This is a genomic window from Pseudarthrobacter sp. efr-133-R2A-89 (assembly GCF_030209315.1).
GTDB lineage: Bacteria > Actinomycetota > Actinomycetes > Actinomycetales > Micrococcaceae > Arthrobacter.
The window spans coordinates 445,466-469,496 of the sequence record NZ_JARVSE010000010.1; the positions used below are offsets into that span (position 1 = coordinate 445,466).

At 66.2% G+C, this 24,031-nt stretch carries 19 protein-coding genes; 13 read left to right on the plus strand and 6 right to left on the minus strand.

Annotated elements, in window-relative coordinates; translation table 11 throughout:
* The first annotated feature begins 56 nt into the window (after positions 1–56).
* From QRM95_RS17850 to QRM95_RS17875, 6 genes are all read left to right on the plus strand, one after another.
* A complete protein-coding gene (locus QRM95_RS17850) occupies positions 57–1,691 on the plus strand; it encodes an ABC transporter substrate-binding protein (RefSeq protein WP_285248796.1) in 1,635 nt (544 codons plus the stop codon).
* A 127-nt stretch (positions 1,692–1,818) separates the two neighbouring features.
* Positions 1,819–2,910 (plus strand): ABC transporter permease, encoded by a 1,092-nt coding sequence (locus QRM95_RS17855; protein ID WP_285248797.1) that lies wholly within the window; start codon positions 1,819–1,821, stop codon positions 2,908–2,910.
* Between the two features lies 1 nt (position 2,911).
* On the plus strand, positions 2,912–3,940 hold the full coding sequence (locus QRM95_RS17860) for an ABC transporter permease (RefSeq protein WP_285248798.1): 1,029 nt from the start codon (positions 2,912–2,914) through the stop codon (positions 3,938–3,940).
* The gene (locus QRM95_RS17865; RefSeq protein WP_285248799.1) at positions 3,937–5,652 is read left to right on the plus strand and encodes an ABC transporter ATP-binding protein; all 1,716 of its coding nucleotides are present in this window, start codon (positions 3,937–3,939) and stop codon (positions 5,650–5,652) included. Before QRM95_RS17860 ends, QRM95_RS17865 begins: the two co-directional genes overlap by 4 nt.
* 111 nt (positions 5,653–5,763) lie before the next feature.
* Positions 5,764–6,162 (plus strand): chorismate mutase, encoded by a 399-nt coding sequence (locus QRM95_RS17870; protein ID WP_018760238.1) that lies wholly within the window; start codon positions 5,764–5,766, stop codon positions 6,160–6,162.
* 59 nt (positions 6,163–6,221) lie between these two features.
* The gene (locus tag QRM95_RS17875) at positions 6,222–7,226 is read left to right on the plus strand and encodes a uroporphyrinogen decarboxylase/cobalamine-independent methonine synthase family protein (protein ID WP_285248800.1); all 1,005 of its coding nucleotides are present in this window, start codon (positions 6,222–6,224) and stop codon (positions 7,224–7,226) included.
* 3 nt (positions 7,227–7,229) lie between these two features.
* On the opposite strand, the gene QRM95_RS17880 is transcribed toward QRM95_RS17875, so the two are convergent.
* Genes QRM95_RS17880 through QRM95_RS17905 form a run of 6 tightly spaced genes read right to left on the minus strand, consistent with a single transcriptional unit; the run spans position 7,230 to position 13,208 of the window.
* Positions 7,230–7,943, minus strand: coding sequence for a DUF4166 domain-containing protein (locus tag QRM95_RS17880; RefSeq protein ID WP_285248801.1), 714 nt, complete (start codon positions 7,941–7,943; stop codon positions 7,230–7,232).
* A 41-nt stretch (positions 7,944–7,984) separates the two neighbouring features.
* Positions 7,985–9,277, minus strand: coding sequence for a DUF58 domain-containing protein (locus QRM95_RS17885; protein ID WP_285248802.1), 1,293 nt, complete (start codon positions 9,275–9,277; stop codon positions 7,985–7,987).
* On the minus strand, positions 9,277–10,290 hold the full coding sequence (locus QRM95_RS17890; RefSeq protein WP_285248803.1) for an AAA family ATPase: 1,014 nt from the start codon (positions 10,288–10,290) through the stop codon (positions 9,277–9,279). Before QRM95_RS17890 ends, QRM95_RS17885 begins: the two co-directional genes overlap by 1 nt.
* Positions 10,287–11,498, minus strand: coding sequence for a DUF4350 domain-containing protein (locus QRM95_RS17895; RefSeq protein ID WP_285248804.1), 1,212 nt, complete (start codon positions 11,496–11,498; stop codon positions 10,287–10,289). Before QRM95_RS17895 ends, QRM95_RS17890 begins: the two co-directional genes overlap by 4 nt.
* A complete protein-coding gene (locus QRM95_RS17900; RefSeq protein WP_285248805.1) occupies positions 11,495–12,139 on the minus strand; it encodes a DUF4129 domain-containing protein in 645 nt (214 codons plus the stop codon). The genes QRM95_RS17895 and QRM95_RS17900 overlap by 4 nt, the downstream gene beginning before the upstream one ends.
* Positions 12,129–13,208 (minus strand): DUF7847 domain-containing protein, encoded by a 1,080-nt coding sequence (locus tag QRM95_RS17905; RefSeq protein WP_285248806.1) that lies wholly within the window; start codon positions 13,206–13,208, stop codon positions 12,129–12,131. Before QRM95_RS17905 ends, QRM95_RS17900 begins: the two co-directional genes overlap by 11 nt.
* Before the next feature lie 537 nt (positions 13,209–13,745).
* On the opposite strand from QRM95_RS17905, the gene mtrA reads away from it, so the two are divergent.
* The 7 genes from mtrA (at position 13,746) to secA (ending at position 24,031) form a co-directional block, all read left to right on the plus strand.
* Positions 13,746–14,420, plus strand: a complete 675-nt coding sequence (gene mtrA / locus QRM95_RS17910; protein ID WP_018760230.1) for an MtrAB system response regulator MtrA — start codon at positions 13,746–13,748, stop codon at positions 14,418–14,420.
* A 139-nt stretch (positions 14,421–14,559) separates the two neighbouring features.
* A complete protein-coding gene (gene mtrB / locus QRM95_RS17915; RefSeq protein WP_285248883.1) occupies positions 14,560–16,332 on the plus strand; it encodes an MtrAB system histidine kinase MtrB in 1,773 nt (590 codons plus the stop codon).
* A complete protein-coding gene (locus QRM95_RS17920; RefSeq protein WP_285248807.1) occupies positions 16,329–18,044 on the plus strand; it encodes an LpqB family beta-propeller domain-containing protein in 1,716 nt (571 codons plus the stop codon). Before mtrB ends, QRM95_RS17920 begins: the two co-directional genes overlap by 4 nt.
* Before the next feature lie 384 nt (positions 18,045–18,428).
* Entirely contained in the window at positions 18,429–19,046 is a 618-nt protein-coding gene (locus QRM95_RS17925; RefSeq protein WP_285248808.1) for a ComF family protein, read from the plus strand.
* A gap of 178 nt (positions 19,047–19,224) precedes the next feature.
* Positions 19,225–19,950, plus strand: a complete 726-nt coding sequence (gene hpf, locus QRM95_RS17930) for a ribosome hibernation-promoting factor, HPF/YfiA family (RefSeq protein WP_285248809.1) — start codon at positions 19,225–19,227, stop codon at positions 19,948–19,950.
* A 31-nt stretch (positions 19,951–19,981) separates the two neighbouring features.
* Positions 19,982–21,223: a winged helix-turn-helix domain-containing protein gene (locus QRM95_RS17935; protein WP_285248810.1), complete on the plus strand. Its 1,242-nt coding sequence runs from the start codon at positions 19,982–19,984 to the stop codon at positions 21,221–21,223.
* A 69-nt stretch (positions 21,224–21,292) separates the two neighbouring features.
* Positions 21,293–24,031 carry a preprotein translocase subunit SecA gene (gene secA / locus QRM95_RS17940; RefSeq protein WP_285248811.1) on the plus strand — a complete coding sequence of 913 codons (2,739 nt, stop codon included), beginning with the start codon at positions 21,293–21,295 and terminating at the stop codon, positions 24,029–24,031.

The window sequence follows — 24,031 nt, forward strand, 5'->3', positions numbered from 1 at the left end:
GGGCTATCAACCTGTGACCGCGGGCGTGCGCGTACTCATCGGAAAGAAGTTCACAGATGATCAAGAGCACAACGGCCCTGCACCGCGCCATCGCGCTGGCAGGCATCTCCGCCCTGGCCCTGACTGCCTGCACAGGGCCCTCCGGCGGCGGGGGAACGTCCACCGGCAGTGCCGGCGGCGGTGCCATTACCTTCGGAACCACGGACAAGGTCGTCACCCTCGATCCCGCCGGTTCCTACGACGCAGGCTCCTTCCTGGTGATGAACCAGGTCTACCCCTTCCTGATGAACTCCAAGCCCGGTTCGGCCGAGGTCAGCCCGGACATTGCGGAGTCCGCGTCCTTCACGTCACCCACCGAGTTCACCGTGAAGCTCAAGCCCAACCTCAAGTTCGCCAACGGCCACGCGCTGACGGCCTCGGACGTGAAGTTCTCCTACGACCGCGTCCTCAAGATCAATGATCCCAACGGCCCGGCGTCGCTGCTGTCCAACCTCAAGTCGGTTGCCGTCAAAGACGACACCACCGTGGTGTTCACCCTCAACGCCGCCAACGACCAGGTCTTCCCGAGCGTCCTTGGCACCAACACCGGTCCGATCGTGGATGAGGAAGTCTTCCCTGCCGACAAGGTGATGAGCGACGAAGACATCGTGGCGGCCAAGCCCTTCGCCGGCCAGTACACCATCGATTCCTACAAGAAGAACGAACTCGTCAGCCTCAAGAGCAACCCCGACTACAACGGGCTGCTCGGCAAGCCGGCCAACGACAACGCCGTGATCAAGTACTACGCCGACTCCAACAACCTGAAGCTGGACGTCCAGGGCGGCAACATCGACGTTGCGGGCCGAAGCATCACCGCCACGGATGCCGCCGACCTCGGCAAGGACTCCAAGGTCAAGGTCTACAAGGGCCCGGGTGGCGAGCTGCGCTACATCGTCTTCAACTTCGACACCATGCCGTTCGGCGCCAAGACGCCCGAAGCTAACCCCGCCAAGGCCCTGGCCGTACGCCAGGCCATGGCGGACATTGTTGACCGGCAGGCCATCTCGGACCAGGTTTACAAGGGAACCTACGTTCCCGCCTACTCCGTGGTGGCAGATGGACTGCCCGGCGCAATCCAGCCCATGAAGGACCTGTACGGGGACGGCAGCGGCAAGCCGAGCCTCGACAAAGCCAAGAAGGTCCTCAGCGACGCGGGGATCAGTGGCCCGGTAACCGTGAAGCTGCAGTACAACCCGGACCACTACGGCAAGTCTTCGGGCGATGAATACGCCATGGTCAAGGAACAGCTGGAGAAGTCCGGCCTGTTCACCGTGGACCTGCAGTCCACCGAGTGGGTGACGTACTCCAAGGCACGCACCTCTGACGCGTATCCCGTTTACCAGCTCGGCTGGTTCCCGGACTACTCGGATGCGGACAACTACCTCACGCCCTTCTTCATCCCGGGCAACTTCCTCAAGAACCACTACGAGAACCCGACTGTCACGGACCTGATCCAGAAGCAGCTGACCACGCCGGACAAGACCGAACGCCAGAAGCTGATCGGCGATGCCCAGACGGCAGTCGCCAAGGACCTCTCCACCCTGCCGCTCCTGCAGGGCTCGCAGCTCCTGGTGGCGGGAGCTGACGTCAAGGGTGTCGAGAAGACCCTCGACCCCTCGTTCAAGACACGCCTTGGCGTGCTGTCCAAGTAAGCAGTCAACCCCCATCGGGCTCTGACGGGCCGGAGGCGGGACGCCGCAATGGTGTCCCGCCTTTTGCCGGTCATCAGTCAGCAACGAGGGGAATGCTGGCTCCCGGTCACCACGAATCCAGGTACCGATGACATCTTTGATTGACGCGCCGCCAAGTGATGCGGACGCGCTCCTTCCGACCAAGAAAAAAGCGTCAGGGGGAGGGCTGGGCCAATACATCCTGGTCCGCTTCCTGCTGATCTTCCCAACCATCCTCATCCTCGTCACGTTGGTGTTCTTCCTCATGCGGATCACCGGCGACCCCATTACCGCCGCCATGGGCGGCCGGCTCCCGCCGGAACAGTTGCAGGAACGCATCCACACCGCCGGCTACGACCGGCCGCTGCTTCTGCAGTACTTCGAATACCTGGGGCAGCTCGTCACGGGCAATTTCGGCACCACCCTCTCGGACAACCGCAAGGTCACCGAGATGCTGACCACCTACGGCTCCGCCACCCTGGAACTGGCCATCAACGCCATCATCGTCGCCCTGGTGGTGGGCATTCCGCTCGGCATGATCGCCGCCCACCGTCGTGATCACCTGCCGGACGCCGTGCTCCGGATCCTGGCCATCCTGTTCTACGCAACCCCGGTCTTCTTCGCCGGCATGCTGCTCAAGTTGGTGTTCTCCGTGTGGCTTGGCTGGCTGCCCGTCGCCGGCCGCGCCGGGACCAGGACCGAACTGTCCCTCACAGCCCTGCAAGCCCCCACCGGCATCTACTGGCTGGACGCCCTGCGCAGCGGAAACATGGCTGCCCTCAGCGACGTGATGTCCCACGCCGTCCTTCCTGCGCTGGCCCTTGGCCTCCTGACGGCCGGGGTCTTCCTGCGCCTGGTTCGGACCAATGTCATCGGCACACTCGGCAAGGACTACATCGAGGCTGGCCGCTCACGCGGCGTCAGCGAATATCGGCTGGTCACCAAACACGCCTACAAGCCGGCGCTGATCCCCATCATCACGGTCATGGGCCTGCAGATCGCAGTGCTGCTCGGCGGGGCCGTGCTCACCGAAACAACCTTTGAGTGGAAAGGCCTCGGATTCCAGCTGGCCAACTACCTCACGGCGCGCGACTTCGTCGCCGTCCAGGGCATCGTGGTGCTGCTGGCCGTCATCGTCGCCGTCACCAACTTCATCGTGGACATCATCGCCGCGCTGATCGACCCCCGCGTGAGGTACTGACATGACTGCCGAAACCACCCTGGAACCCGTGGCCAACCCGCGGGCATCCTTCTTCCGGCGGCTGCCGGTTGTTTCCCACTTCAACAAGAGCGTCGGACTGCAACGCTTCATGCTCGTGGTGGGGCTCGTCCTCACCGGCATCTTCCTGCTCACAGCCTTGGCAGCGCCGCTGCTGGCGCCCTACGGCTTCGCGCAACTCTCGGATGCCGACGGCAACTTCCCCACCCAGCAAGCCCCCGGCGGCAAGCACCTCCTGGGCACCACCGTTGGCGGTTATGACGTCCTGTCGAGGGTGATCTGGGGCACCCAGACCGCCCTGCTGGTCATCATCGTCGCCGTCATCCTCTCCATCTTCGCCGGCGTCATCCTCGGCCTGGTGAGCGGCTACATCGGCGGCTGGCTGGACCGTATTTTGGTGGTTGTCGCCGATGCGATCTACGCCTTTCCGTCCCTGCTGGTCGCGATCGTCATGGCCATCGTCATCAGCGGGGGCCAGTCGAGCCTCCTGGGCGGAATCCTGGCTGCCGCCATCTCCATCACGGTCGTATTCATCCCGCAGTACTTCAGGGTGATCAGGGCCGAAACGATCAGGCTCAAGGCAGAGCCCTTCGTCGAATCGGCCAAGGTGGTGGGCGCCTCGAACATCCGGATCATGACCCGGCACATCTACCGCAACGCCACCCGCACCCTGCCGCTGATCTTCACCCTCAACGCCTCCGAATCAATCCTGACCCTCGCAGGGTTGGGCTTCCTGGGCTTTGGCATCGAACCCAGCTCAGCAGCGGAATGGGGCTTCGACCTGAACAAGGCGCTCGCCGACACCACGTCCGGTATCTGGTGGACGGGGCTGTTCCCCGGCCTGGCCATCGTCTGGACCGTGTTGGGGCTGACCCTCGTGGGCGAAAGCATCAACGACCTCAACGATCCCCGCCTGCGCGGGCGGAAGCGGATCAGCCGCAAAGCACCTGCTGCGGCCGCGCCCGCCGCATCAGCTGGACCCGGCACCGAAACAGAATTGAGCAACCCGTGAGCGAAAACCTTGGGTCCATTTCGGACCACACGGAACAGGACAGCAAAACGGTGCTGGAGATCGACCACCTGCAGGTCACCTTCGCCACCGACGGCGGCGACGTCCATGCCGTCAAGGACGTGAACCTTGAAGTCAGGGCCGGCGAAGTGCTGGCCATCGTGGGCGAATCCGGCTCCGGCAAGACTGTCACCGCCAAAACCATCCTGGGGCTGCTGCCTGAAACAGCGATGAGTTCCGGCGCGGTGCTGATCAACGGCACCAATGTCATCAGCCTGAGCCCCGGGCGGCTCCGGCAGATCCGCGGACGTGACGTGGCCATGGTGTTCCAGGAGCCCTCCACCGCCCTCAACCCCGTGTTCACGGTGGGATGGCAGATCGCCGAGGGGATCCGGGCCCATGCCGGGGCAGGCGGCAGCGGGCGCGTATCGGCGAAGGAAGCCAAGGAACGGGCCATCGAAGCCCTGCGCAAGGTGGGTATCCCGGACCCCGAACACCGCGTCAACTACTACCCGCACCAATTCTCGGGCGGCCAAAAACAGCGTGTGGTGATCGCGGCAGCACTGGCGCTGAACCCTGGCCTCATCGTCGCCGACGAACCCACCACGGCCCTGGATGTCACGGTACAGGCGGAAATCCTCGAACTCCTCCGGGACCTGAGGGACAAGTACGGCACCTCGATCGTCCTGATCACCCACAACATGGGAGTGGTGGCCGACCTCGCCGACCGGGTAGTGGTGATGTACCGGGGCGACATTGTCGAGGAAGCCACGTCGAAGACGTTGTTTGCCGAACCCCGCCAGGACTACACCCGCAAGCTCCTCGCTGCCGTGCCGCACCTGGGCCGCAACTCGGCGTCGGCCGGCCTCACCGAACGTCCGCACCAGGACGGGGAAGTGCTGGTGTCCGCCGACAACCTGGTGATCGAATATCCGGGACGGCTGGGGACACCTGCCTTCAAGGCCGTGGACGGTGTCAGCTTCACCTTGTCCAGGGGCGAGGTGTTCGGCCTCGTGGGGGAATCGGGGTCCGGCAAGACGACGATCGGACGGGCCATCGCCGGGCTGAACCGGACCACCGGAGGCAGCCTGAAAGTCCTGGGCTACGAAATGCTGAACCTGCGCGAACGCACGTTCAAACCTTTCCGCAAGGACATCGGCTTCGTCTTCCAGGATCCGGCCGCCTCGTTCAACCCGCAACTCACCATCGGTGATTGCATCGCGGAGCCCATGCTGATCCACACCCGGCCAAGCGAGGCGCAGGCGCGCAAGCGCGTCGGCGAGCTGCTGGAATCGGTGCAGCTGCCGGCGTCGTACGCGGGCAGGTACCCGCACGAGCTCTCCGGCGGCCAGCGGCAGCGGGCATCGCTGGCGCGGGCACTGAGCCTGAATCCGCGGCTGCTGATTGCGGATGAGCCGACGTCGGCCCTGGACGTTTCGGTCCAGGCGAAGGTCCTGGAATTGTTCAAGGACATCCAGGAGGAGTTTGGCTTCGGCTGCCTGTTCATCAGCCACGACCTTGCCGTGGTGGACATCCTGTCCTCCTGGGTGGGCGTGTTGTACAAGGGCAAACTGGTGGAGCAGGGGATCGGCAGCCAGGTCATGGGCAACCCGAGCCATGACTACACACGCCGCCTGATCGCCTCGCTGCCGGTGCCGGACCCGGCCGAACAGGCCAAACGCCGGGAGGAACACCGGGCACTCCTGGGCATCTGAGCCTGGCTGTGGCTCCGACAAGCAGGAGCCAGGGGCGCCGGTGCCGGCCGTCAGCCGGCACCGGCGCTTCATAACCCGCGTCGATTCCATCGGCTCCCATAGACTGGAACCATGACGCAGCACAACCCCGGCCCAGACGATTTTGATCCATCCGCCAGCTCCCTGGCAGGCCACGTGGATAATTCGGTGATGGCTGAACTGCTGTCCATCCGTTCCAGCATCGACAACATCGACGCCACGCTGGTGTACCTGCTGGCCGAGCGTTTCAAGGCCACGCAAAAGGTGGGCTTCCTGAAAGCCGCACACCGGTTGCCCGCCGGCGACCCCGGGCGCGAGGCCGCCCAGATCGCACGGCTGCGGCGACTCGCCGAGGACGCCCACCTCGATCCCGCCTTCGCGGAAAAATTCCTCAACTTCATCATCGGCGAGGTTATCCGCCACCATGAGGCCATCGCCGAGGACCATCAGGCGTCAGCGGAAGCCAACCCCCACAGCTCAGCACTGGCGTGAGCCGGGAACAGCACCAACCCGAACCCGGCGCGCTGCCGGCCGTTTTCACTGCGCAGGAAGTGACGGCCACAGGCCTGGGCCCGTGGCCCGGTGACGATCCGCTCGAAGCCGCCCGGATCATCCGCGGTGAACTTGGCAGCCCGCACCTGCCTTTCCTCGCCGAACTGCCGGAGCGCGGCGTTGGATCCGACGCCCTGGGCCGCACCGCATCGTTCCTGGAGGAGCTGGCCGTTGATGTCCAGCCCCACGGGTGGCGGCTTGTTGACCGTCCTGGCAAGGACATGCGGCGCGCAGCTTCGGCCCTGTCCACCGACCTGAACGTCCTCGCGGACGTCGCCGGGGCCGAGGACGTCTCGGCCCGGGAACTAAAGGTCCAACTGGTGGGCCCGCTCACCCTCGCTGCCGGCTTGTACCTGCACAACGGCGAACGCGCCTTGCTGGACCACGGCGCCCGCCGGGACCTCGCAGCCTCCCTGGCCGCCGGTGTGGGCAGCTACCTTGGCCGCGTTGCCGCAGCAGTACCGGGGACCCGCCTGGTGGTCCAGGTGGACGAGCCTGCCATCACGGCAGTGCTGGCAGGCACCATACCTACGGCCAGCGGCTACCGGACACTGCGGGCGATCGCCGCGTCCGAGGCGCGGGAGGCCTGGCGACTGGTCCTGGATGCCCTCCGCGCAGCCGGAGCCGCCGACGTGGTCGTGTCCCTGCCGGACATCGAAGCGCCGATCGAGCTGGCCCTGTCCGCGGGGGCCGACGGTGTTGCGTTGCCGTTGAAGGCCCTGACCAACCGGCAATGGGAACAACTCGCCGGGGCTGTCGAGGCAGGCAAGCATTTCTGGGCCGGTGCAGTGGAAGTCTCCGGGGGAACGCTCCCCCAGGTGGCCGAGAGCGTGGAATCGCTGTGGCGTCCTTGGCGGCAGCTGGGCCTTCCCGCCCAGCTGCTCAGCGCGGTGCGGGTGACGCCCTCCGCGGGACTGGCGGGACTTACCCCAGCACAGGCCACGGCGGTCCTGGGCAGGCTCACCCAAGTGGCGGACGGGCTCAACCAGCGGGTGCTGGGATAGGACTCAGGCCCGGTTTTCCCAGCGGTCCGGCTGCGCGTAACGGGGGAGGAAACTCTGCGCGGAGCTGCCGCCGGAGTAGGGGCGCAGCCGGTAGTCGAAGGCCCCCGCGTACACCAGGACCAAACCGATCTGGGGCTGGATCACTTTCACCTGGATACGGTGCCGCCCGTGGGGGCCTTCGGCCGGGTCCCACCACTGTTCCGCGTAGGCTTTCGCGTCCAAAGCCTGGGGGAGGGGAATCCGGAGCGGCCCGAGGAAGAGCCTCGAAGCCTCGGACACGCCGCGCAGCCGTCCTTCCGGAGTGACGCCCAGGTTCAGGTCCGTCACGAGGCGGCGGTAACGGCCGACATAATCCACCAGCTGCGTGCCGCCGCCGCGCGTGGTGGCGCTGGTGGTGTCCTGGAAGAGCCAGGTGCGCCCGGGGAACCGGATTTCCCGGCGTGCGGTGAGGCTTGATCGCCCAAACGGATCCTGGTGCGCATGGTTCTCGATCCGGAACGGGACGTTCTCACCGTACTCGGGGAAGAAAGCCTCTTCGCCGCTGGTGAGCCGCAGCAGAGGGCGCAGCCACCGCTGGCGGCAGCCCACGACGTCGAACGTTCCCTCACCCACGCCGTACTGCCCTGATCCCGGGGCCAGGGAGAAGTATTCCTGCAGCTCAGGCTGCAAACGTGAAAACTCTGCGCCCAAGGCCTGCTGGTAGATCGGAACGCTCATGGTGACCTCCTGTTGCCGGTGGCGGACAGCTGCCGCCGGTTTTACAATCTACCGGCAGCCTTGAGCCGGATGTACATGTCCGCGAGCCGGGGCGGCAACTCAAGGGGTTCGGCATCCACCACTTCCACACCATGGCGCCGTAACTCGGCGGTCAGGGCTGCCCGTTGCAGCAGGGCGCGTTCCGCGGCTGCCGCCCGGAACACTCCGGTGGCATCGCTGCGATCGCGGAGCATCGTGCCCAGTTGCGGGTCGCGGACGGCGGCCACCACCACGACGTGCTGGCTGGCCAACCGTTCGGCGGCCGGGAGCAAGCCCTCTTCCGGGGCGCCCCCGTCCAGCGATGTCAGCAGGACCACCAGGGAACGATGCGCGGAGAGGGCCCTGACCTGCGCCGGGACCGCCGGCCAGTCCATCTCGATCAGCTCCGGTGCCAACGGGGCCATGGCCTGCACCAGCCTCCCGAGGATGTTTCCCTGCCCGGCGGACGCGGCACGTGCCCTGGTCCGCCGGTCAAAAGCGACGAAGTCCACCCGGTCCCCGCCGCGCTCCGCCAATACGCCCAACAGGAGCGCAGCCTCCATGCCGGTGTCCAGGCGGGTCTCGTCGCCGATCCTTGCGGCGGAGGTCCGGGAGGTATCAAGGACCATCACCACACGCCGGTCCCGCTCCGGGCGCCAGGTGCGGACCACCACTGCGGAGCGGCGGGCGGTGGCGCGCCAGTCGATCGAGCGCACGTCGTCGCCCCTGACGTAATCCCGCAGGGAATCGAATTCTGTGCCGGCACCACGGATCTGTACGGCAGCCTTGCCGTCGAGTTCGCGCAGCTTCCTCAACTTCGAGGGCAAGTGCCGCCGGGAGTGGAAGGGCGGCAGGACCCGAAGCGAACCCGGACACCCGATGGTGCGCTGGCGGGCGGCAAGGCGAAGCGGGCCGAAAGAACGGATGGTCACATGCTGCGTTGTCAGGTCCCCTCGCCGGACCGGTTGAAGCCGGACGGTATAGCGGCGGCTTTCGCCCGCCGGAACGTCGACGTCCTGCACCGGGTTCCGGGCGCCGGCTGAAGGTTGCCAACCGTCCCGGGCCGTGCCCCGCAACGCCCGGCTGCCGTCGTTGCGGACCGTGAACACCGCGTCCGTTTGGCCGTTCAGCGTCACGTTTTCCGGCGCCGGGCGCACCACGCTGATCTGTCGCAGCGACCCGGCGAACACCAGCTCCGCACACGCCAGGGCCGCCAACACTGACACGGTGGCCAGGACGGTCAGCCAGCCAGGGAGGAGAAGCACCGGGACAACGCCAAGCAGCACCAATGCAACGAAGCGACCCGAGATGGCCATCAGCGGGGAACGGGAACGGACGCCAGGATGCTGCCCAGGACGTCGTCCACCCGTACGCCGTCCATCTGCGCTTCAGGTTGCAGCGCCACGCGGTGGCGCAGGCAAGGGAGGGCCAGCGCCTTGACGTCGTCCGGGGTGACGAAGGGGCGGCCGGAGAGCCAGGCCCAGGACCGCGAGGTGTTGAGCAGGGCGGTGGCACCGCGCGGGGAGACCCCGAGTTGGAAGGAGGGGGCGCTCCGCGTGGCCCGGACCAGGTCCACGATATAGCCGATGATTTCCGGTTCGACAGCCACCCGGGTGACTGCCTCACGCGCCCGTTCCAGGTCCTCCGCGCCGGCCACTGCCTGCACTCCCGCAGCGGCCAGGTCGCGGGGATCAAACCCGGCGGCATGGCGCCGGATGACCTCGATTTCGTCCTGGCGCTGCGGCAGCGGCATGCTGAGCTTGAGCAGGAACCGGTCCAGCTGCGCCTCGGGAAGGGGGTAGGTCCCCTCGTACTCCACGGGATTCTGCGTGGCGGCCACGAGGAACGGTGATGGCAGCCTCCGGGCCCGGCCGTCCACGGACACCTGCCGCTCCTCCATTGCTTCCAGGAGCGAGGCCTGCGTCTTGGGCGGGGTCCTGTTGATCTCGTCCGCGAGCAGGAGGTTGGTGAACACCGGTCCCTCCCGGAAGCTGAATTCGGAGGTATGGGCGTCATAGACCAGCGAGCCGGTGACGTCGCCCGGCATCAGGTCCGGGGTGAACTGCACCCGCTTGGTGTCCAGGCTTAAGGCCGAGGACAGCGCCCGGACCAGCAGGGTCTTGGCCACGCCGGGGACGCCTTCCAGCAGCACATGCCCCTGCGCAAGCAGGGCGATCAGGAGGCCCGTGACAGTTGCGTCCTGGCCAACCACCGCTTTTGCCACTTCGTGGCGGACAGCAAGGAGCGACCGCCTCGCAGCGTCGTCGTCAACTGGAGTAACGCCGCCCACGGAATTAAGGACCTGCGGGCCGCTGCTGTGTTCGCTCATTGGGTCATGACCTCTTTCTCGAGTTTGTCCATGGCCTGCGACCAGGCCACCAGGCGGGCCTCAGTTGCGGGTCGTTCATTCACCAGCTCGCGCACGGCAGCGGGATCCCTGCCCAGGAGCCGGGCCGCGGCGTCAATGATGTCCTCGGCCCCGGCGCCGGGGCCGAGGCGGACCTTCCCGGAAATGCGCGCCAGCATGCCGGCCCGCAGGTTGTCCCGGGCCTGGTCCAGGGCACGTGAGTCCTGGTAGAGCCTGGCGCGTCCTTCCGCGGTCTCAACCGCCTTGACCACCACGGGCAGGGGCTCGAAGACCAGTGGCCCGTGCCGGCGGCCGCGCCACACGATTGCCGCCATCGCCACCAGGAGCAGCCAAGGCCCCAGGAACCGTGCCCAACCCGGTGCCAGGTCATCGAGGGTCTTCCCGTGGCCGGTCACCGTGACGTCTTCCAGCGAGGGGAGGTACCAGACGAGGTCCGGCGACGCTCCGAGCAGCCTGATTGCCAGTGCTGCGTTTCCCAGGTCGTCGAGCTTGTCGTTCCCCATGACGGCCGTGCTTCCCAGCACTGACGTGCGCCGGTCGCCACTGATGGCGAGCATCCCGGCGGTTCCCGCTGCCCGGTAACACGTGGTGCCGCCGTCGTACACGAATCCTCCCTGGCCGGTGACCTGGCCTGCGGCGTTGGCGTCCGCCTGGCTGCACCTCGGGTCCAGGACCGGAACGGCGTCAGGCACGACGCCGGCCTGGTGGATGCCGACGTCAAGGGCGTCGAGGGTGTCCAGCCTGGGGGAGATGACCACCACGTGGTCCGACGCCGCTGCCAGGGCCGCAAGCTGGGGCTTGCCAAGGATGCCGTTCCGGTCATAGAGCAGCAGCGTGGGCGAGGAGCTGGACCGGAGGTCCGCCAGCGCTGCATCGAAGCGGTTCGGGGTGTGGACGTTTACGCCATGGCGGCCAAGGATCTGCGCGAGCGCCCTGGCGCCGTTGGGTCCGGCATTGTGGACGGACAGGGGAACGGTGTCGCCCTTGGGCGCCAATTGCGTTCCGATGACCAGTGCCAGCGCCGCGACGGCGAGTGCAGCCGCGGCCGCCAGGCAACGGTGGTTTCGGATCCACGCGAAGGGCCCGCGGCTTTGCGGCGCCTGCCCGGCGGCAGCCCCTGACCTTGGGGTGTTCCCGTGTCCGGTGTTCGCTGTTGAAAGCCCGGTCATGGCACCGGCACCGTGCCTGTAGAGCCGGCGGAGGCGGGCTTCATGGCCTCCAGCCTGGTATCGAGTCCCACCATGTCCCGGTATTGCCCGTTGCCTGAAGGCCTGTTTCCGTAGCGGATACCGTCAAACGTGGCCGCCGCCCACCGCAAGGGCCCGGCTTCGGCAGCGAACTGGACCGACAGCGCTTGTGCCACTTCGTCTGCGGTCCTGCCGGGCTGGGGGTCTAGTATCGTCCGGTGTTCGGCGGTGCGGACCATGGCACGGAAGCGGTCGACGACGGCGTCCCCCCAGTTTCCTGCCGCGGCGGCGGCTTCCGCACGGGCGCGGTAGTCCTCGGCCGCCAGGGAGTTTTCGAGCTCAAAGACGTCCTTGGGCTGACGGGTGCGGGCGTTCAGGCGGGGCCGCGCCAGGATGATGGCGGCCGCGATGATCGCGGCAATGACAATGGCGATGGCAACTCCCGGGACCGATGGCGCGTCCCCCCGGGAGCCGTCCAGGGATTGCAGCCAATCCAGGAAATTCCGCCACAGGGTGTCAAGCCAGGACGGGGCGGCCTCCCGGTATTCCGGTCTGGCCAGTTCCTCAGCCGCCCAGCGCCTTGCCTCGTCGGCGCCCGGAAGTACCGGAGGCTCAGCGGCCATAGGGCCAGGCTCCCGGCGCCGCACCCTGCCCGGGGTACGGAGTGTTGGTGCCCGGGCGGGGCTCCCGGCCCGGGATACCGTCCGGATCCGCCCCGGTCTCCGCCTGGCGCAGCAACGTGATGTCAAGGCCGTCCTTGCGCATCCGCAAGTCCATATAGAGCAGGGCCATGACGGAGGTCTGGAAGGCGAACCCCACCCCGCCGACCAAGGCACCGACCACGGCGGTGACGATGCCCAGGATTACTGCCAGGGTGGCGTCTTGCCCGCTGCCGCCGTGCGGCGAGACGACGCCGGCCAGGACCGCGGGCAGGAAGCTCACCGGGATCAGGACCACCTGGCTGATCACGCCCACCAGGATGGATACCACCAACGTGATACCCAGGATCCGCCACCAGTTGGCCCGGGTCAGCTTCCACGACCGCCGAAGCCCGGCGAAGGCACCCAGTTCTTCAATAACGACGGCGGCCGGCGCCACCATGAGCTTGATGCCCACCCAGGCGAAGAGGGCCACGACGCCCAGGACCAGAGGGAAGGCGAAAAGGGACGCGGCGCCCCGAACGTTGGTGAAGAAGAGCGCAAGGATGACGGCCAGCAGGACCATGGCCGCAATTCCCGCCGCGACCAGCAGCGCAGCCAATCCCACCAGGGCGCCGATGCGGGGCCGCGCCAGCGACATCATCCGACGGAAGCCGGTGGGGCGGTTGAGGACAGACCGGGCCACGGGCACCACCATGGCGCCCTGGAGGACGGCGGAGAGGAACACGGACAGGACGGTCACGACGGCGGCGCCTGCCATCAGCCCGATGGCCATGGACGCCATATCGCCCCGGGTGGCAGTGCGCGCCCACCCTCCGAGCGATACAGCGGACGATGCACTGACGGCCGTGACGACCGCGGCCAAGGCCTGGGTCAGCAGGCCCGCGCCCACCATGGCCTTTGCATTGCGGCGCATCGCTTGGAAAGCACCGTCCAGGATCTCCCCGAACATCAGCGGCCGCAAGGGGATGATGCCGGGTTTGGGGGGAGCGACGTAGCGCGGTTGACCGTAGGGCGGGGCGCCATAGGGCATGCCCGGGTAGGGGGACCCGTTATACGGCTGGCCACCATATCCGGGCGCCCCATACGGCTGGCCGGCGTACGGTGGTTGGCCAGGGTATGGGCTGCTGGGGTTCGGCGGACCAGGCTGTTGCCCTTGGGGTTGCTGCCACTGGGGCGGTTGGTGCCATGGCGGCTGCTGCTCCCAGCCGGGCGGCTGTTGGCCGGCCGGCCCTGCCGGCTGTTGCGGGCCCGCAGGTGGTTCCCACCGCTGCTGCCAACCCGGCGGTACCGGACCGCTGCCGGTCCCGGCGCCCGATCCGCCGTCGTCTGCTTCATCGCCCGGCCGCCCCTCCCGGGGCCCGCCGGATTCCGACTCCTGTGGTGACACTGATTTCCCTCCCCCAATACCACTGCGCCTGATGCCCGGCGCTGCCCTGTGGAAAGGTGCCCGCCGGCAGCGCAGGGCATGACCCCAAGACTATAGTTCCGGCGTCGGACCGCCTAGTGTCCCGCCATGCCGGAAGCCGCTGAACAGGACAAAGCCATCCCGATAAGGGAATATATAACTATGAAGGCACGCATTCTGGTTGTAGATGATGACGAAGCGCTGGCCGAGATGATTGGAATTGTCCTCCGTAATGACGGCTTTGAGCCCGTCTTTTGCGCCGACGGCGCCCAGGCGCTGGACGTTTTCCGGTCTTCGCGGCCGGACCTGGTCCTGCTTGACCTCATGCTTCCCGGCATGGACGGTATCGAAGTCTGCCGCCAGGTCCGTGCCGAATCGGATGTCCCCATCGTCATGCTGACCGCCAAGTCCGATACCTCCGACGTCGTCCGGGGGCTCGAATCCGGCGCTGACGACTACGTGCCAAAACCTTTCAAACCTGCCGAACTGGTGGCACGCGTGCGCGCCCGGCTCCGCCCCGGGGACCAAAAGGCGCCCGAGACGCTCCGGATCGCGGACATCACCATCGACGTCGCCGGCCATACGGTCAGCAGGGGCAGCGACCGGATCTCCTTGACCCCGCTGGAATTCGACCTCCTTGTGGCACTGGCCCGCAAGCCGTGGCAGGTCTTCACCCGGGAACTCCTCCTGGAACAGGTTTGGGGTTACCGGCACGCCGCCGATACCCGCCTGGTCAACGTTCATGTCCAGCGGCTGCGGTCCAAGATCGAGCAGGACCCGGAAGCCCCGGAAGTTGTATTGACGGTGCGTGGTGTCGGCTACAAAGCAGGGGTCTGACCCCGCCGCGCAGGACGGGGGACCTGACCGGAGCCTCGCGGCCTCCGGGGAGGCGCCGGAAACCGGCGCCGCGCTGAACGGCAGCGACGAAGAGCGCGGACCGGGGCTTGCCGAGTCCACGCCTCCGGGCATGCCGCACATGGTGTTCCGCGCCAGGATCTGGCAGCGGCGCGCCCTGATCGTCGCGTTGCGCGTGGTCCGGTTGGTGCGGACGGGTGTGGTGCGGTTCCTTCCCGGCCTACGGTACCTCGGCCGGGCCCTGCAAAAACGTTGGCGCCGCTCCTTGCAGTTCCGGACGGTCCTGACCACGCTGATGCTGGCCATGACCTCCTTTGCGGTGGTTGGGGCCTACCTGTCCAACCAGATTGCCAACAATCTCTTCCAGGAGCGGCTGACCCAGGCGGAGTCGGAGACCCGCTACAACGTCAAGCAGGTACAGGACACGTTCGACGGCGCCCAGGTCACCGACCAGTCCAGCGTCATCACCTTGGTTTCGGACACCCTCAGCGCGGTCGAGGGCAGGGGATCGGTCATCCAGCGGCGCTACGTCTTCGAAGCGATGCCCAACCAGACCAAACCCCGCAACCGCTGGGTGGAGTCCCGCGCCTCTGACCAGCTCACTGTCAGCGTCATCCCGCCCGACCTGCGCAAGGCGGTGCAGGAATCGGGCAAGGAACAGTTCTGGGCGTCCACCGTTATTCCGGTGGGCACCGAGGACCGGCCGGGAATCGCCGTCGGAAACAAAGTGACCTTCAACGGCACCGTGTATGAGCTCTACCTTATTTACGACCTGAACACGGCACAGCAGACGCTCAATGAGATCCAAAGCGTCCTGTGGGCAGGCGGCGCCGTCCTGGTGCTCCTGATCGGCGCAGTTGCCTGGTACGTCACCCGCAACGTGGTCAGCCCGGTCAGCCACGCCGCGATGGTGTCGGAGAAGCTGGCCGCCGGACAACTGCAGGAACGCATGGTGGTCCGGGGCGAGGACGAGGTGGCCCGCCTGGGCGCCTCCTTCAACCACATGGCAGCCAGCCTGCAGGAACAAATCACCCAGCTCGCCACCCTTTCACAGATGCAGCAGCGCTTTGTATCGGACGTCTCGCACGAACTGCGCACACCCCTGACCACCGTGCGCATGGCGGCCGAAGTCCTGTACGACGCGCGTGACGACTTCGACCCCATCAACAAGCGCTCGGCCGAACTGCTCTACAACCAGGTGGAACGTTTCCAGTCCCTTCTTTCCGACCTGCTCGAGATCAGCCGCTTCGATGCAGGCGTCGCGGTGCTGGACGCCGAACCCGAGGACCTGCTCCAAGTGATTGCCCACGTCATCGAAGGCGCGGCCCCGGTGGCGGCCGAGTACGGCTCGGACATAGTCTTCGCGGCCCCGGAAGGCTCCATGGTGGTGGAAATGGATGCCCGCCGGATCGACAGGATCCTGCGCAACCTCATCCTGAACGCCGTGGAGCACGGCGAAGGCAAGCCGGTGACGGTGACGGTCGCGGCCAACGAGACGGCTGTTGGCGTTTCGGTGCGGGATCACGGCATCGGGATGGACCCGGCGGAAGCTGCCCGCGTCTTCGACAGGTTCTGGCGGGCGGATCCCGCCCGCGCCCGGACGACGGGAGGCAGCGGACTGGGCCTTTCCATCGCCATGGAGGACACCAAGCTGCACCACGGCTGGCTGCAGGCCTGGGGCCGGAAGGGCAGCGGGGCGAACTTCCGCCTGACCCTGCCGTTGCGCCAGGATGGCGGGATCACCGAGTCACCCGTGCAGCTCGAACCCAGGGACGTCACCATCCCGGGAGCGCCCGGGAGCATCCCCGCAGAACAGGACAACAAGAACATGCTGGTGCTGCAGACAGATGCCGGCAGGCCCGCTCCGTCCCGGGGCCCCGAGGAGACACCATGACCCGGCGCGGACGGCACGTGCAGTACCCTGCGGCACTCCTGGCGCTGCTGATCGTCCTGCTGTCCGGGTGTGCCCGGATCCCGACGTCGGGGCCGGTGGGGAAGAGCAGCGAAAGCAGCGCCGGCAATGTCAGTGCCCCGGTGTTCCTTCCGGCGGCGCCGCAACCGGGCGCCTCGCCGGAGACGATCATCGACTACTTCTACCGGGCAGGCAGCGGCTACGAGGACGATTACGCCGTGGCCCGCCAGTACCTCACCCAGGCATCGGCGGTGTCCTGGAAGCCCGACAAGCGGGCCCTGGTGTACAGGGAAGCGCGGGTGGTACCGACCGGCACGGAAAACGTCTACAACTATGAGCTCGATGTCGCCTACACGGTGGATACCGACGGCATTGCCACCCAGTCCCCGCCGGGAACGGTGGAACGGATTCCCGTCACCGTGACACAGGTGGACGGCGAATGGCGGATTTCCGCGATACCGGACGGGACCGCCATTGCGGAGGAAACCTTCAAGGTGATTTACGGCGCCTACCCGATCTACTTCTACGACCCCACGTTCACCTATGCGGTCCCGGACGTCCGCTGGTTCCTCAAGAACAAGACGGTCAAAGCCATGACCAGTGCCCTGCTGGCCGGGCCCGCACCCTACCTTCGCGGCGCCGTCGTCAGTGCCTTTCCCTCCGGGATCAAACTGGCCCGTGAATCGGTGCCGGTGGTCTCCGGAGCAGCCCAGGTTGATTTGACGGCAAAGGAGCTGACGGAAACGTCAGCCGAAGACCGGCTCCGCATGCAAATGCAGCTGACCCTGACGTTCCGGACCCAGCCTGATGTGGTCAATGTGGAGCTTCGTGCCAACCAGGACCTGGTGCGCGTAGAGGATAACGGTTCGGTTCTTCCACCGGTGCTGGACAAGACGGTGCCGTCCCGCCAGATTGCCATCAGCGGCGGTGAACTGGTGCGGTATGAAAACAACCGGGTTTCCCCGTTGCCCGACATGCAGCCGGTCTCGGCCCTCAACCCGCGGTTCCCCGCAGAATCACCGGTGTCCCAGGCCGCCGCGTTCCTGAACGAAGGACGCACCACGCTCTACAGCATCAGCCCGGGCCAGCCGGCCCGCGCCCTGACCACACGGAGCACCCTCAGCCGTCCGTCCTTCAGCATCTACGACTGGGTGTGGACCGCGGGCCCCGGCGCCACCGGGGCAACCGAGGTGGTGGCGTTCCGCCCCGGTGGAGTGGCGGAAGGTGCACCCGTCCCCTCCGTGACGCTGGCGCCGTCGTGGCTTGCCGGCCGTACGGTGAAGGAATTCCGGATCTCGCGTGACGGTGTGCGCGCCCTGGTGATCTCCGAACAGAACGGCAAATCCAAAGTGCAGGTGACGGGCGTGATCCGCGGCAGCGACGGCACCCCGCGCGAACTGACGGCGCCCATCACGCTGGTCACCGCCACCGATCCCGACCAGGGGGTCTGGGTCAACAGCACAACGGTCGCCGTGATGAAAGCGGCAGCGGGCTCAAATGTCACGCCGGAGCTGCTGTCCCTGACCTCCGGCCAGCCGCAGCAGCTTGCCCCCTGGCCCGGGGTGGTGTCCATCAGCGCCGGCAACGGTGCCGATGATATTTACGTGCAGTCCGGCGAAGGGATTTTCCAGCGCCTGGGCAATGGCTGGTCACCGCAAATCAAGGGCCCGGTCGATCCCTCGTTCCCCGGCTAGGACGGGCGGACCGCGGCCCACCGGATATCCACATAGGTGGGCCCGCGCCTTACCCCTCAGGTACCAACCGGCGATGGTGGAAAGGTGAACGGCACCAGACGACCCGCCGGAACATCATGGTCCCATGGCAGGGAACCTGCGTGTGACCCGGACCTTCATCCGCCGCCGCGATGGGCTGCAAAGCACCGCTCGGATCAAGCGAGCGCCCTTCTCCGGCTTTTCGACTGGGCGGCCGGGGCCGGAGGCGAACTCCTTTCCCTGGCCATCCCGGTGGACTGTGTGTGCTGTGGCGCGGAGGACAGTGACCTCTGCCCAGCCTGCAGCAGCCGCATCCGGTACCTGACCCGGGAGCCGTTCCGGGCTGAAGGCGGCGCCCCCGCGCTGATGGATGTGTCCGGAACCATCCTGCTCCCCGTCGTGGCGGCCGGCGTTTACCGGGACGAGCTGGCACAAGGCCTGCTCTCGTTCAAACGGCACGGCCAGCACCGGCTTGGTGAAAGCCTGGCGCGGGCTTTGGCCGGGGCCGTCCGGGCGGCAACAGCGGACGCTGACGGGTTCGTGCTGGTCCCGGTCCCCACCAGCACGGCGGCCTACGTCAACCGGGGCTTCAGTCCGGTCCACCTGCTCCTCAAGAAGGCGGCCTGGCACCTGCCGGGCGTTGCCGTCGTGAATGCCTTGCGAAAGGTCCCGCCGTCGGGAGCCCGCAGGCTCGGGTGGACAGGACTGGCCGGCGGCCAGAAGGGGCTGGGCAGGGGCGCCCGCTCCCAGCGGGTCAGGGGGTCCATGCGGGTCGGCGTCCGGGCCCGTCCACCGGTTGCGGGGAAGCCGTGCATCATCGTCGACGACGTCCTGACGACGGGCGCCACGATCGGTGAAGCGGCCCGTGCGTTGCACCAGGCCGGGGCCAAGGTGAGGGGCGCCGTCGTGCTTGCCGCGACACGCCCGCCCGACGCTGCGGAACCCGCGCCCGGCCCCCGCACGGAGCCACCGAAGCGACCATGACTTAGAAAAAAATAAACCGGGAAAGGATGAATAACAGGTGGCTATGAACTAACGTCGAAGGTGGGTACCAAGAACAGAATGTACCTTTCGATGGCGGCTCGGAGAGGGGCTCGACTGTCAGACAGCTGGGCCCAGGGAAGTGCCGCCGTCGTGTCACCGAAGTCATTTGGAGGGCACCATGGAGTTTATGATCAGCGGACGAAATCTGACCGTTTCAGACCGGTTCCGCGAATATGCCGGGGAAAAGATCGCAAAAATCGAATCGCTGGGTGACAAGGTCCAGCGTGTCGACGCGAAAGTCTCCAAGGAGACCAATGCCCGGCAAACCGGCGACCAGCTGACAGTAGAGGTGACAGTCCTGGGCCGCGGACCCGTAATCCGTGCCGAAGCGAGCGCCGCAGACAAATTTGCTGCTTTTGACCTCGCCTACAACAAACTGCTTGAACGGCTCCGCCGGGCCAAGGACCGCAAGAAGGTCCACCACGGGCGCCACACCCCCAAGGCCGTTCGCGAGGCGACCGCATCGCTTGAACCCGCCAGCGCGCACGAGCCGCTGTACCTTGAGGCAAACCACCGGGATGAAACCGTGCAGGCCGCCGACAACAAGTCCCCCTATGATGTCGACAACGACATCCCGGCCGGGAACTCACCGGTGCTGATCCGGCGCAAGGTCTTCCCCGCGGCTTCGCTCTCCCTCGATGACGCCGTGGACAACATGGAACTGGTGGGACACGACTTCTACCTCTTCGTGGACAAAGCCACCAACACGCCCTCCGTCGTGTACCGCCGTCGTGGCTGGACCTATGGTGTCATCACCCTGGACCACGAGTGCGAGCCCGGCGACACCATCGTGGAGGAAAAGATCCTCGCGTACCGCTCCGACGACGCACCCGCCAACGCCTAAAGTGGAGTACACCACCACGTGAGAGGACTGAATGTCAGCATCGCTGAGCCTTGACCAGGCACGGCGCATCGCGTTGGCAGCACAGGGACTCCATAAAGGACGGCCCGCCGGCCCCGTGACAGCACGGGCGGTGGGCCGTACCTTTGCCCGTCTCCAGCTCGTCCAAATCGATTCCGTCAATGTCCTGGTCCGCAGCCACTACCTGCCCTTCTTTTCGCGACTTGGCAATTACGACCGCGACATCCTGCACCGCATGTCCGGTCAGCGGCCACGCCGCATGGTGGAGTATTGGGCGCACGAGGCCAGCTACATCCGGCCCGAGCACTACCGGGACCTCCTGCTGTGGCAGAAGCGGTCATGGGTGGGTGCCTCACGCATGGACCCGGAACTCCGTACCGACATAGCCGGCAGGATCCTGTCCGTCCTCGCCACGTCCCGGCCGATGACGGCCTCGGAACTTACAGCCAGGATCGGCCACGTCGAGGAACGGCAGACGGATAATTGGGGGTGGAACTGGAACGCTGTCAAACGGGTGCTGGAACACCTCTTCGAGGAAGGGGCAGTGTCAGCCGCCGCCAGGACCGGGCAGTTCGAGCGCAAGTACACCCTCACGGCCAAGGTCCTGCCATCTTCTTCTGGCGAAGCCACAGAATCCGATCCGGCAGCCGCGCTTCAGCGGCTCACAGAGGCGGCGGCCATGGCCCACGGGATCGGAAGCGTCCGTTGCTTCGCCGACTACTTCCGGACCCCTGTGAAGGCAACCGCACTGGCAGTCGAAAACCTGGTGTCGGAAGGCAGGCTGGAACGCGTCAATGTGATCGGCTGGAACCGCGAAGTCTTCCGGCACGTGGAAGCCGCCTTGCCTCGGCGGGCCACCGGCCGGGCCCTCCTGAGCCCGTTCGACTCCCTGGTCTTCGAGCGTCGGCGCCTGTTGGAACTGTTCGGCTTCCATTACCGGATCGAGATCTACACCCCGGAGCCCAAACGGCGTTTCGGGTACTACGTGCTGCCCTTCCTGCTGCGGGACAGAATTGTGGCCCGGGTGGACGTGAAAGCGGACCGCGCCGGGGGCCGGCTGCTGGTGAGGTCCGCCTTCGCCGAGCCGGACGCCCCGGCGGACACCGCCGTCGAACTGGCCGCGGAGCTGCAGCTCATGGGTCAATGGCTTGGCCTGCCTGACGTGGAAGCGGGCCCGGCGGGGGATCTCGCCGCAAGGCTGGCACAGGAGCTTGGGCGGCTGCAGGACTATCCGCTCTCAGGGAAAAGGGAGTAACGGCGGGGTGTCTCTCCCGTAGACTGAACACGCCAGAATTCGGCGGCATGAGACTGGGAGCATCTTCACGTGGCATCACTTATCGAAAAAATCCTCCGCACGGGTGACAAAAAGACACTCCGGCAGTTGCGGAACTATGCCGACTCGATCAACGCCCTCGAAGACTCGTTCAAGACGTTCACCGATGCGGAACTGCGGGAGGAGACCGACCGCCTCCGCGAGCGGCACCAGGATGGCGAGAAGCTCGACGACCTGCTTCCGGAGGCCTTCGCCGCCGTACGCGAGGCCTCCTCGCGGACACTCGGAATGCGCCACTTCGACGTCCAGCTCATGGGCGGCGCTGCCCTGCACCTGGGCAACATCGCGGAAATGAAGACCGGTGAAGGCAAGACCCTGGTGGCGACCGCTCCCGCCTACCTGAACGCGCTCTCCGGCAAGGGTGTCCACGTGGTCACCGTGAATGACTACCTCGCCGAATACCAGTCCGAACTCATGGGCCGCGTCTACCGCTTCCTCGGTCTCACCAGTGGCGTCATCCTGGCCAACCAGGATCCCGCCGTGCGCCGCCAGCAGTACGCCGCGGACATCACCTACGGCACCAACAACGAATTCGGCTTCGACTACCTGCGCGACAACATGGCGTGGGACAGGAGCGAACTGGTCCAGCGCGGCCACAACTTCGCCATCGTCGACGAAGTGGACTCCATCCTTATCGACGAAGCCAGAACGCCACTGATCATCTCCGGCCCGGCTCAGGGTGACACCAACCGCTGGTACAGCGAATTCGCCAAGGTAGTGCTCCGGCTGCAGCCCGAAAAGGACTACGAGGTCGACGAAAAGAAGCGCACCGTGGGCGTCCTGGAGAGCGGCATCGAAAAAGTCGAGGACTACCTCGGCATCTCGAACCTGTACGAGTCCGCCAACACCCCGCTGATCGGGTTCCTGAACAACGCCATCAAGGCCAAGGAACTCTTCAAGCGGGACAAGGACTACGTCATCCTGGACGGCGAAGTGCTGATCGTCGACGAGCACACCGGACGCATCCTGGCTGGCCGGCGCTACAACGAAGGCATGCACCAGGCAATCGAGGCCAAGGAAGGCGTCGAGATCAAGGCGGAAAACCAGACCCTGGCTACCGTGACGCTCCAGAATTACTTCCGCATGTACGGCAAGCTGTCCGGCATGACCGGCACCGCCGAAACAGAAGCGGCCGAATTCATGAGCACCTACAAGCTCGGTGTCGTGGCGATTCCCACCAACCGGGACATGCAGCGGATCGACCAGCCGGACCTCGTGTTCAAGAACGAGGTCGTCAAGTTCGACGCCGTCGTGAAGGACATCGCCGAGCGGCACGAAAAAGGCCAGCCCGTCCTTGTGGGCACCACCAGCGTGGAGAAGAGCGAATACCTCTCCAAACTGCTCGCCAAGGAAGGGATCCGCCACGAGGTCCTGAACGCCAAGAACCACGCCCGTGAAGCGGCCATCGTTGCCCAGGCTGGCCGCAAGGGCGCCGTCACCGTGGCCACCAACATGGCCGGCCGCGGTACTGACATCATGCTGGGCGGCAATGCCGAATTCACGGCAGTGGCCGAGCTCGCCAAGCGCGGCCTGGACCCGGAGGAGAACTCCGAAGAGTACGAAGCCGCATGGCCGGCTGCTCTTGAGGCAGCCAAGCAGTCCGTGAAGGACGAACACGAGGAAGTCCTGGATCTTGGTGGCCTGTACGTGCTGGGCACCGAGCGCCACGAATCCCGGCGCATCGACAACCAGCTTCGCGGCCGGTCCGGCCGCCAGGGTGACCCCGGAGAATCCCGCTTCTACCTGTCCCTGACGGACGACCTGATGCGGCTTTTCAACTCGGGGGCCGCCGAACGACTGATGAACAGCTCCGTTCCGGACGACGTCGCGCTGGAATCCAAGCTTGTGTCGCGTGCCATCGCCTCGGCCCAGGGCCAGGTGGAAGGCCGGAACGCCGAACAGCGCAAGAACGTCCTCAAGTACGACGACGTCCTGAACCGCCAGCGTGAAGCCATCTACAGCGACCGCCGCCGAATCCTTGAGGGCGATGACCTGCACGAGAAGGTGCAGTTCTTCGTCGAGGACACCATTGTGGCCCTGATCGACGCCGCCACGGCCGAGGGCAACGGTGACGACTGGGACTTCCACCAGCTGTGGACCAACCTCAAGACGCTCTACCCCGTCAGTGTCACGGCGGAAGACATCATCGAAGAAGCCGGCGGCAAGCCACGGGTTACCGTCGAGCTGCTGAAGGAGGAAATCCTCTCTGACGCCCGCCTTGTGTACCAGGCGCGGGAGGAGGCGATTGGCTCCGAAAGCATGCGCGAACTTGAGCGCCGTGTGGTCCTGTCGGTCATCGGACGCAAGTGGCAGGAACACCTCTACGAGATGGACTACCTCAAGGAGGGCATCGGCCTGCGAGCCATGGCCCAGCGCGATCCACTCGTGGAATACCAGCGTGAAGGCTTCGCCATGTTCCAGACCATGATGGAAGCCATCCGGGAGGAAAGCGTCGGCTTCCTCTTCAACCTCGAGGTGGAAGTCACTCCCGCCCAGGACGTCGTGGTGGAGGATGCTTCCGGCGGCCACACCGAGCACGTGGACCCGCAACTGCGGGCTGCCGGCCTCGAAGCACCCGAGAAGCCTGCCCAGCTCCAGTACACGGCACCCAGCGAAGGCGGCGGAACCGAGACCCGCGTGGAAACCCGCTCAGGCGGACGTTCCGGCAACCCGGCCAAGGCAGCAGCCCAGGACGCAGCAAAGCGCCCCGCAAAGAAGAAGAAGCGCTAG

Excerpts from the sequence above, each read along its gene's own strand:
- QRM95_RS17850 (WP_285248796.1), top strand. The coding sequence starts at position 57 with ATGATCAAGAGCACAACGGCCCTGCACCGCGCCATCGCGCTGGCAGGC.
- QRM95_RS17855 (WP_285248797.1), top strand. The coding sequence starts at position 1,819 with ATGACATCTTTGATTGACGCGCCGCCAAGTGATGCGGACGCGCTCCTT.
- QRM95_RS17860 (WP_285248798.1), top strand. The coding sequence starts at position 2,912 with ATGACTGCCGAAACCACCCTGGAACCCGTGGCCAACCCGCGGGCATCC.
- QRM95_RS17870 (WP_018760238.1), top strand. The coding sequence starts at position 5,764 with ATGACGCAGCACAACCCCGGCCCAGACGATTTTGATCCATCCGCCAGC.
- QRM95_RS17880 (WP_285248801.1), bottom strand. The coding sequence starts at position 7,943 with ATGAGCGTTCCGATCTACCAGCAGGCCTTGGGCGCAGAGTTTTCACGT.
- QRM95_RS17885 (WP_285248802.1), bottom strand. The coding sequence starts at position 9,277 with ATGGCCATCTCGGGTCGCTTCGTTGCATTGGTGCTGCTTGGCGTTGTC.
- QRM95_RS17890 (WP_285248803.1), bottom strand. The coding sequence starts at position 10,290 with ATGAGCGAACACAGCAGCGGCCCGCAGGTCCTTAATTCCGTGGGCGGC.
- QRM95_RS17895 (WP_285248804.1), bottom strand. The coding sequence starts at position 11,498 with ATGACCGGGCTTTCAACAGCGAACACCGGACACGGGAACACCCCAAGG.
- QRM95_RS17900 (WP_285248805.1), bottom strand. The coding sequence starts at position 12,139 with ATGGCCGCTGAGCCTCCGGTACTTCCGGGCGCCGACGAGGCAAGGCGC.
- QRM95_RS17905 (WP_285248806.1), bottom strand. The coding sequence starts at position 13,208 with ATGCCCTATGGCGCCCCGCCCTACGGTCAACCGCGCTACGTCGCTCCC.
- mtrA (WP_018760230.1), top strand. The coding sequence starts at position 13,746 with ATGAAGGCACGCATTCTGGTTGTAGATGATGACGAAGCGCTGGCCGAG.
- mtrB (WP_285248883.1), top strand. The coding sequence starts at position 14,560 with ATGGTGTTCCGCGCCAGGATCTGGCAGCGGCGCGCCCTGATCGTCGCG.
- QRM95_RS17920 (WP_285248807.1), top strand. The coding sequence starts at position 16,329 with ATGACCCGGCGCGGACGGCACGTGCAGTACCCTGCGGCACTCCTGGCG.
- QRM95_RS17925 (WP_285248808.1), top strand. The coding sequence starts at position 18,429 with ATGGATGTGTCCGGAACCATCCTGCTCCCCGTCGTGGCGGCCGGCGTT.
- hpf (WP_285248809.1), top strand. The coding sequence starts at position 19,225 with ATGGAGTTTATGATCAGCGGACGAAATCTGACCGTTTCAGACCGGTTC.
- QRM95_RS17935 (WP_285248810.1), top strand. The coding sequence starts at position 19,982 with ATGTCAGCATCGCTGAGCCTTGACCAGGCACGGCGCATCGCGTTGGCA.